Raw genomic sequence first — 8,994 nt, forward strand, 5'->3', positions numbered from 1 at the left:
CGGTAAATACCTGTGGTCGGTTTATCTCCGACTGAATTAGTGCCATGCCCGGCACACTACAAAAAAGACGTTTCGCATTGAAACGTCCTTCTTGTATACAATTATGTTTTAAGGGGAGAGTTAAAAACAATTTTCTTTTGCTCTTGTGTATTAAGATATTTTTTAAGGGAGTTTCTTAATACATTTATAATATAACCCCTCTTTATGAATCCAATGTGAACATACAACCTTTTTCTTGTATAAGTGTTTGTTTTCCTTTTTCTATTTTATAAGATAACCCATAAATGACTTCTTTTCCTTCATGAATATGTATAAAGCTACCATCCACTAATACTATAAATGTTCTTTTGGCACTATCAGGATAAGCTATATCTTTGAATATCTGAACACCATCCAAACAATCATCATGTATTTCATTATAGTGAGGAATGATCATTGTTTGGGTGAGTTCTAACCCCGGAAGATATCTTTGATACTTCTTATCAAGATATTCTCCCGGAAGTTCAGGCATGGCGTATACAGTCTTTGCACAGTTCATAGAACCGGCACTGACACCTACTATCACACCTTCATACTCCTTTAAATACTTCTTTAAGTGGATTTCTCTAAAGAACTTGTTTTGAGTAGGCACATGTCCTCCTCCAAGTATGATAAGATCTGATTCTTTCACTAGTTCTTCTGTCTTCTCTTTGTTTCGATCATCCAGGATAGTAAATATATCTACTAAGAAATGACTATTCATCAAGGCTTTCTTTTGGTAGTTTCCCCATTCATCATTATGAGTCGTATCAATTGGATCAGACGCTATATAAAGACAACGAATATGATGTGGAAGAACATCAAAAAGAAGAGAACGGAAACCATTCTCTTCATTAATATATTGACCATTTAATGTTAAGTTTGAGCTTGTCAGAAATAAATGCATAATGATACCTCTCTTTATTAGTATACATACAAGTAAGTAATTAATCAATATATGTACGTACAGGTAAAAAGACTTCCAGGGAAGTCTTAGTCTGGATATACTAAATGTTCTTCTGTAATATTCTTAAGAGTATTATCTAAGAATCTTTTCGCAACAATCTTAGTAAGAGGTAAGTTCATATCAAGATAGTTACCACAATCTCTTGCTGCAGCACCTGGAACATCACCTTCAAATTCAGCCATGAAAGTAAACATTTCAGTCACTAAGTCTACAACATCCTTAGATTCTAGATCTCCTGCAAGAATCATATAGAATCCTGTACGACATCCCATAGGACCAAAGTAAATAACTTTTTCAGCCAATTCCTTATGATTTCTTAAGAAAGTAGCACCCAAATGTTCCATTGTATGGAGTTCAGCTGTATTAATAACAGGTTCTCTGTTAGGTGCTGTCATACGAATATCAAAAGTAGTGATAACTTCTTCCCCTACCTTATCTTTTCTAGATACATAAATACCTGGTAATAAAGTTAAATGATTCACTGTAAAGCTTGCGATTTTGTTCATGTTAGTTCTTTTCCTTTCTATCTCCAATTAGTATAAATACCAATCCTGATACTATCATCAGCATTGAATACCAATTATATACCATAATATCAGTTGGTGTGACTTTTCTGATACTCCAACGGCTAAAGCACGTTGAGTTCTTATATACATTCACTTCCAAATATACTCGAAAGCATATGAGACTAATGAGTTTCTATAAGACTTTCACTATCAATCATTCTATTGAATGAATTAACGATGGCATTAGGCTCGTCTCAAAACCTTTTGTATATTTCTCTTTTAAATTGATATACTACTTAAATTCTTTTTACCTATTAATCTTTCAACTTCCAAATTATGCAGTCGATAAAAGTTTTCAAATCTGTCATTACATTTATCAATATCAAAACTCTTTAAATCATCTGCAATATTCATTATTAAGAAAGCTGAATAAAGGTCTCTCTGTATCTTTACTCCATCAAAACTATTCCATCTTTGTGATAAGGATTTCTTGGTATATGTTCCATCGAAATGATTAAACTGACTTGCTTTTGCTTCAGAAGTATCTATTTTTATTAGCTGCTCACCATAATAACCTAGTTTTCTATTTATTATTGTCAACAGCATTGATGGTGCTTTATTAGCTAAAGATTTACCAAATCGTTTCTTTCGCTTAAACTTGCCTTTATCATTCTTTTCAGTCTTTTTAGCACGTTTTTGAAGTCCCGCAAAATTCATCTTTTCAACATACACCTTGTTACCAAGAGATAAAATATAATTAGCTAGACATTCGTGCTGATACCTACGTATAGCTGCTAGTTTTCTGTATAATTCTTTTAATTCATTCTGGTATTTAATGTAATGATTTGATTTATTCCATATAACTCTTTTATTGCCTTGTTTCTTAATAGTTCCATCTTCATTATAATTATCAGGATTTGTAAAACGTTTCGACCTGTCCATTTTTCTAAGAATCCTTCGTTTCTGATTTTCAATATTCTGAATTCTGTTTGCAAGTTCTAATATCTTCACATCGGATTGACTTGCAATCGCGATAGTTCTAGTACCGATGTCTAAACCAACGTCACCTTCACCAATATTACGCTTTATTTCACCTGTATCAGCATCTACCTTTACCGGTGGATTTCCTTTGAAAATAATCTGAACATAATATTTATACTTGTTTCTTAAAAATTTTCTAACGATTCTGTTATAACAGATTTTGCATTGCATAGCTTGATATTCATAATAATTACTGTAATCAATAACAACTGGAATTTCTAGACCATTCCATAATATCATATCATCTTTGAAACGGATACCAGAACCATTCGATTTTCCTTCAAGACTATCTAATGTGCCATATTTCTTATAATAGACTTTCTTACCATTGCCATAGAGGAATTTTTCATAAGATTTCCATAATGCAGCCGCAATCTTTCGAGCAGTAAGTGAATCAATATTATCTTTAAAATGCTTCTGCATCTTCTTAACATCCTTATGAAATGAATACTCTGACATACCATACTGCTTGCGAATATCATTTATCTGTTTCCAAATTTCTTTGTCTGTCTTCTTATTGCCAGTCAAAGAAGACATAAGGTCTCTATATTTCTTTGTCTTGATCATTTCTTTATAACGCTTCTGAGTCACGTTGACTAATGAATTATAAATCTGTCTGCCAATTTCGAAACGCTTATTTAAAATATCCTCTTGATATTTTTCTATCTTTAATGGAAATTCAACAACAAAGTTCGACATAATATTCACTTCACTTTCAAAATGTATATTATTCTATTAATATTGTTTTCTGTGATCTGCTAGACTTAATTTCAACAAACAATTCAACAATATATGAGAGTGGTCTTATCTACACGTTTGATCTGGTAATACTAGTAACAATCGCAAAAATCACACAAAATATCATAAAGCTATTTCATGTGTTTGAAGGATTTAATAAAGTCATTAATGTTATTAGAATACCTATAAGTGAACTGCTAAAGAGAAGATTTCTAAAGCATTAGCACTTTGTTTAGCATCTGTTTATAACCTCTATCAGCTTTCTAATAAGATTATACAACAGCTAGAAACTCCATGCGTTAGATTCATCTTCTAGAATGCCTATTAATAGGCGTTTAAAAAAATTATTTTTTGATTATTTTGTTATTTATATTGTATGTTATTCATCCAAACCTAAAGGAGCGGGCTTTCGCGTAGTTTTTGGAATATTTATTCAAAAGAAGAGTCATATATATTACCATGACTCTTTGATACTTCATCAAATATATATATCGATAGTACGTTACAAAAATAACTTATCGTAATCCCTTTTTGTGTTAATAATTCGATAAATATATATTTTTTTATCCACATGTTTAATAATCGCAACATATTTCTGATTAATGACAAACATTCTATAACCCAATTGATTTAATCGTTCATCTGGTGTAAATACATCTATATTGGGAAATTCTTCTAGAGTTTCAATAGACTCTAAAATTGAGTCTGACACTTTTTGAGCACTTTCAATACCATATTCTAAATAATAGAAATCTTCTATTGAAGTCAGATCCTCCCAGGCACGAGGAAGAATCTCAATTTTACAATTTTCCATATCTTCTTCTAGCAAGAGCCTCCCTTGCTTCTGAAATGCTCATTGTAGGCTTTCCGCTTAATCTTTCTTCTTCAGCTTCTAACACACTGAAGCGCAAATCTAACAATTGTTCTCTTTTTTCAAATGCCTCTAAACTCATAAATACTCCGTCACCTTCACCGTTTTTTGTAATATAAATAGGTTCTTTTGACGTTTTAGCCAACTTAGAAATAGAAGAATAATCATTTCTTAACATAGCTGATGGTTTAATAATCATATTCATCACCTCTTTCATATCAATATTGTATCATAATTATACACATAATCAATCTATTTGAATCATCTACTAATTATTTTTTAGTCTTTCTCTTCTTTCGATAATTCTCTATTGTCCCAAAGTTATTGAAGATATCTTCCATCATCATTTCATATACATCATGCGTGATTTCACAATCATTCACTGCACGATGTGCATGAGAATAATCAATATGATAATGATCTGCAAGATCCTTGAGTCTATAGCGTTTCAAATCTTTATGTAATAGTTTTCTTGCAATCTTCAATGTATCAATATAATCATTTTGAAAGAGGACTCCATAATCTCTTAGAAGTGCATCATAGATGAAACGAATATCAAAACGGACATTATGACCTATGATCATATCATCCCCTATGAACTTAATATACTCTTTAAGGACATCATTTTCTCCTCTTGCATCATGTAACATACGATTAGAAATGCCAGTGAGATTCTCGATAAAATCACTTATATAGATAGTCTTATCCTTATCTAGTAAGTCTACAGGTAATTGATCTCTTAAAGGGTTAATGAGTTCACTAAAGCGTGCCACTTCTTTATGGTTGACATACTTAATAGCTGCAACTTCTATAAGTCTTTCTGTGTCAGGATTTAATCCTGTTGCTTCTATATCTACCACGATATAAGTATCTGGATATTCTATTCTACTCTTACCTATTTCTCTCATAAAACCTCCAAAAAAGCCACATAAAGTGGCTTTTATTTCTTAGGATGTGGTCCTGCTTTTCTAATATTTTCTGGCATATGTGGATACTTAGTATTAAAGTTTGCTTCAAACATCATAGCAAGTTCATTAGCCATATCTTCATATGCTTCCTTATTAGCCCATGTATCCTTAGGGTTTAATACATATTCTGGAACTCCAGGACATGATTGAGGAACATGAAGATTAAAGCGTGAATCATAATAATAGATGACATTATCTAATGATCCATTGACTGCTGCAGTGACCATAGCACGTGTATATGATAGTTTCATACGTGAACCAATACCATAAGGTCCACCATTCCATCCAGTGTTCACTAAATAAACCTTAGTACCATAAGCTTCTAGACGTGAACCAAGTAGCTGTGCATAGATACCTGGGTCTAGAGGCATGAATGGTTCTCCAAATAATGTAGAGAATGTAGGCTGTGGTTCGCTGATGCCTCTTTCTGTACCTGCAACTTTAGATGTAAATCCAGTAACAAACTGATACATTGCAGCATCATGATCAAGCCTAGAAATTGGTGGTAATACACCAAAGGCGTCTGCAGTTAAGAAGATAACGACTTTAGGTACGCCTCCCACTCCTGGAATCTGAGCATTTTGAATATATTCAATAGGATAACCGACACGTGTATTTTCTGTAAGTGTACCATCATCATAATCTGGCTGTCTAGTTTTTGCATCTACAACTACATTTTCTAGTTCTGAACCAAAACGGATGGCACGATAGATATCAGGTTCTCCTGTAGGAGATAAGTTAATTGTTTTTGCATAACATCCACCTTCAAAGTTGAAGATACCTTCTTCACTCCATCCGTGTTCATCATCACCAATCAACATTCTATTAGGGTCTGTAGAAAGTGTTGTTTTACCTGTACCAGATAAACCAAAGAAGATAGCTGTTTCTCCAGAACGAGGATCCATATTTGCTGAACAATGCATAGGGAGAATGTTTTCCTGTAAAGGCATGCAGTAGTTCATGATTGTGAATACTGATTTCTTGATTTCTCCTGAATATTGTGAACCTACAATAATAACAGTACGTTCTGTAAAGTTAATGATGATAGCTGCTTCTGAGTTAGTATGATCCACTTCAGAAATGCAATGGAACCCTGGTGCAACAAGAATTGTATAATCTGTTAAACCAAAATTATCTAATTCTTCTTTTGTAGGCCTAATCAATAATTGATGAATAAAAAGGTTCTGACATGCAAGTTCATTGATGACAGTGAATTTACGACGATATTTCTTATCAGCTCCTGCAAAGCCTTTAAATACAAATAATTCTTTGTCACTCATATATTCAAGTACTTTTTCTTTTAATGCATTGTAGTGTTCTACACTCATGGCAACATTGACATCACCCCAGGCAATCTGTTCATGTACCTCTGGTGTATCTACAATAAATTTATCATGTGGTGAACGACCAGTATATTTTCCTGTTTTTACAACTAACGCACCCTGGTCAGTTAATAATCCTTCTTTACGCTTTAAAGCGTATTCTACTAATTTAGCAGGACATAAATTATAATGTGCTTTTCCTGTATAGTTTTTAATTCCTGCATATTCGAGTGTCTTTTCCATAAAGTAACCCCTTTCATTTTGTCTGTATAACACATTATAGCATAAAATTAATTTTTTAACATACTCTATTTCCTAACAGTTATTGTCTTTTGCATAAATTTTGTATTTATTTTTTTGAAATGGTTGAAATTTTCAACAAAATAGAATGTTTACTGTATAATAAAGATACACAATCTTAACACAATTGTAATCTAAAATTGATATATGTTAAGAAATGCTTGCTTATAATAGGTTCTAGGAGGTTTTTTTATGCCAGCAGGTTATACACATTATGTTTTTGGTGAACAGGTTTTAGATCAGCTTAATGAAAGCATCAAGAAGAGGATTATGCCCTATATTGATTTATATCATATTGGGATTCATGGTCCAGATATTCTTTTTTATTATGATGTCTATAAAAAGAATCCAGTAAAATCATTAGGATTTGGAATGCATCAGCTTCCTGCCAATTCTTTTTTTAAACATGCAAAAGAACTGATTAAACAGGATGCCACAGATGCAGCACTCGCTTATACTATTGGATTTATTACTCACTTTACATTAGATAGTTCTTTACATCCTGAAATTGGTGTATTAGAGAATACTTTATCTATGACTCATAGCTTACTAGAATCTGAATTAGATAGAGAATTACTTGTAAGAATTGGAAAAGATCCTTTAACTGCCAATTTAACAACTCATATTCATCCTGATTATACAATTGCGTTGGTCATTGCCCCATTCTTTGATTTAAAGGCAGAAGAAGTAGATAAAGCATTACATGATCTACTATTTATCTTAAAGTGGCTTGTTGCTCCTACTAAATTGAAGAGAAACTTTGTCTTAAGTGTAATGAAGTTAGGTGGTATGTATGAAGAATATAAAGGATTACTTATTAACTATGAAAAAGATGAACATGCTGCCAATGATATCAATCATTTAATAGAAATGAAGGATGAAGCAGTACCTTTAGCTGTATCACTCATTAATGAGTATGTTGACCATCTTGATGATGATTACTTAAATGAAAGGTTTAATAGAAACTATGAATAAATTGACTAAACTAGAAAAATACTGGATATTGTATGATGTCGGTAATAGCGCCTTTATCCTACTTGTTGCTACTATCATCCCGATTTACTTTAACTATCTTGCATCTCTCGCAAAGATCAGTGAAGTCAACTATTTAGCTTATTGGGGTTATGCATCTTCTTTCACAACTCTTATTGTCGCTATTATTGGACCAGTGCTTGGTTCTATTGTGGATACAAAAGGATATAAGAAACCAATCTTTACTATTAGTATGATCATAGGTGTAATGGGCTTAGCCTGTTTTTCAGTTCCTAAGTCTTGGATTTTATTCTTAGGTGTATTCGTTATTGCGAAGATTGGTTATAATGCAAGTCTGATTTTCTATGATTCCATGCTTTTAGATATTACAGATGACAAGCGTATGGACTATGTTTCATCTCAAGGATATGCATGGGGTTATATTGGAAGCTGTGTGCCTTTTGTAGTCAGCTTAGTGTTTGTCTTATTCTATGAAAAAATAGGTATTCCATTTAACGGTGCTATGACAATCGCCTTCTTAATCAATGCATTATGGTGGTTGGGTATGACAGTTCCACTCTTAAAGAACTATAAACAGGTAAATTTCGTAGAGAAACAGGAACATCCTATTCGTGATAGTTTTAAACGTTTAGGACATACTCTTTCTACTTTAAATGAAGACAAGAAAGTATTCTTCTATTTGATTTCTTTCTTCTTCTATATCGATGGTGTTTATACAATCATTGAAATGGCCACTGCCTATGGCAGTGCCCTTGGACTTAATACAAATGGATTATTAATTGCCTTATTAGTAACTCAGATTGTTGCTTTCCCATTTGCGCTCATCTTTGGACGTTTATCTAAGAAATACCCAACAGATAAACTTATTAAAGTATGTATTATTGCCTATACTGGTATTGCCTTATTTGCGATTCAGTTAGATAAACAATGGGAATTCTGGATCTTAGCTATTTTTGTAGGTATGTTCCAGGGAGCTATTCAGGCATTATCTCGTTCTTATTTTGCGAAGATTATTCCACCTAATAAATCAGGTGAATACTTTGGTTTATTTGATATCTGTGGTAAGGGTGCATCCTTCATGGGTACAACTCTTGTAGGACTCATTTCACAGCTTACAGGACATATGAACTATGGCGTGGCAATGATTTCAGTAATGTTTGTGATTGGATTCTACTTCTTCCAAAAAGCCGCAAAATTATAAGAGGCATTCGCCTCTTTCGTATTATAGAACTAGAAGTTATTCAAGTAATAATTCTAGTTTTTTATTTTA

9 protein-coding genes are annotated in these 8,994 nt (G+C 32.6%); 2 read left to right on the forward strand and 7 right to left on the reverse strand.

The annotated features are described in order from the left end of the window. Positions 1-202: 202 nt before the first annotated feature. The 7 genes from DW269_RS11445 to pckA all read right to left on the reverse strand — a co-directional run bounded on the left by DW269_RS11445 (position 203) and on the right by pckA (position 6,674). Positions 203-925, reverse strand: coding sequence for a Type 1 glutamine amidotransferase-like domain-containing protein (locus DW269_RS11445; protein ID WP_117460036.1), 723 nt, complete (start codon positions 923-925; stop codon positions 203-205). 86 nt (positions 926-1,011) lie between these two features. Beyond that, positions 1,012-1,491 (reverse strand): S-ribosylhomocysteine lyase, encoded by a 480-nt coding sequence (locus tag DW269_RS11450; RefSeq protein WP_117460038.1) that lies wholly within the window; start codon positions 1,489-1,491, stop codon positions 1,012-1,014. A gap of 279 nt (positions 1,492-1,770) precedes the next feature. Then, positions 1,771-3,231, reverse strand: a complete 1,461-nt coding sequence (locus tag DW269_RS11455) for a transposase (RefSeq protein ID WP_117460040.1) — start codon at positions 3,229-3,231, stop codon at positions 1,771-1,773. Positions 3,232-3,772: 541 nt separating this feature from the next. Beyond that, positions 3,773-4,099: a type II toxin-antitoxin system RelE/ParE family toxin gene (locus DW269_RS11460; RefSeq protein WP_199410103.1), complete on the reverse strand. Its 327-nt coding sequence runs from the start codon at positions 4,097-4,099 to the stop codon at positions 3,773-3,775. Next, positions 4,071-4,340 (reverse strand): type II toxin-antitoxin system Phd/YefM family antitoxin, encoded by a 270-nt coding sequence (locus DW269_RS11465; RefSeq protein ID WP_117460044.1) that lies wholly within the window; start codon positions 4,338-4,340, stop codon positions 4,071-4,073. Before DW269_RS11465 ends, DW269_RS11460 begins: the two co-directional genes overlap by 29 nt. A gap of 73 nt (positions 4,341-4,413) precedes the next feature. Continuing rightward, a complete protein-coding gene (locus DW269_RS11470) occupies positions 4,414-5,049 on the reverse strand; it encodes a PolC-type DNA polymerase III (RefSeq protein ID WP_117460045.1) in 636 nt (211 codons plus the stop codon). Positions 5,050-5,081: 32 nt separating this feature from the next. Further along, entirely contained in the window at positions 5,082-6,674 is a 1,593-nt protein-coding gene (gene pckA, locus DW269_RS11475; RefSeq protein ID WP_117460047.1) for a phosphoenolpyruvate carboxykinase (ATP), read from the reverse strand. 249 nt (positions 6,675-6,923) lie between these two features. Here pckA and DW269_RS11480 point away from each other — a divergent pair, with 249 nt between their 5' ends. Continuing rightward, positions 6,924-7,706: a zinc dependent phospholipase C family protein gene (locus DW269_RS11480; protein ID WP_117460049.1), complete on the forward strand. Its 783-nt coding sequence runs from the start codon at positions 6,924-6,926 to the stop codon at positions 7,704-7,706. Continuing rightward, positions 7,678-8,925, forward strand: coding sequence for an MFS transporter (locus DW269_RS11485; RefSeq protein WP_117460051.1), 1,248 nt, complete (start codon positions 7,678-7,680; stop codon positions 8,923-8,925). The genes DW269_RS11480 and DW269_RS11485 overlap by 29 nt, the downstream gene beginning before the upstream one ends. Positions 8,926-8,994: the final 69 nt, after the last annotated feature.

The organism is Catenibacterium sp. AM22-6LB, from assembly GCF_003435615.1.
Lineage (GTDB): Bacteria > Bacillota_I > Bacilli_A > Erysipelotrichales > Coprobacillaceae > Catenibacterium > Catenibacterium mitsuoka_A.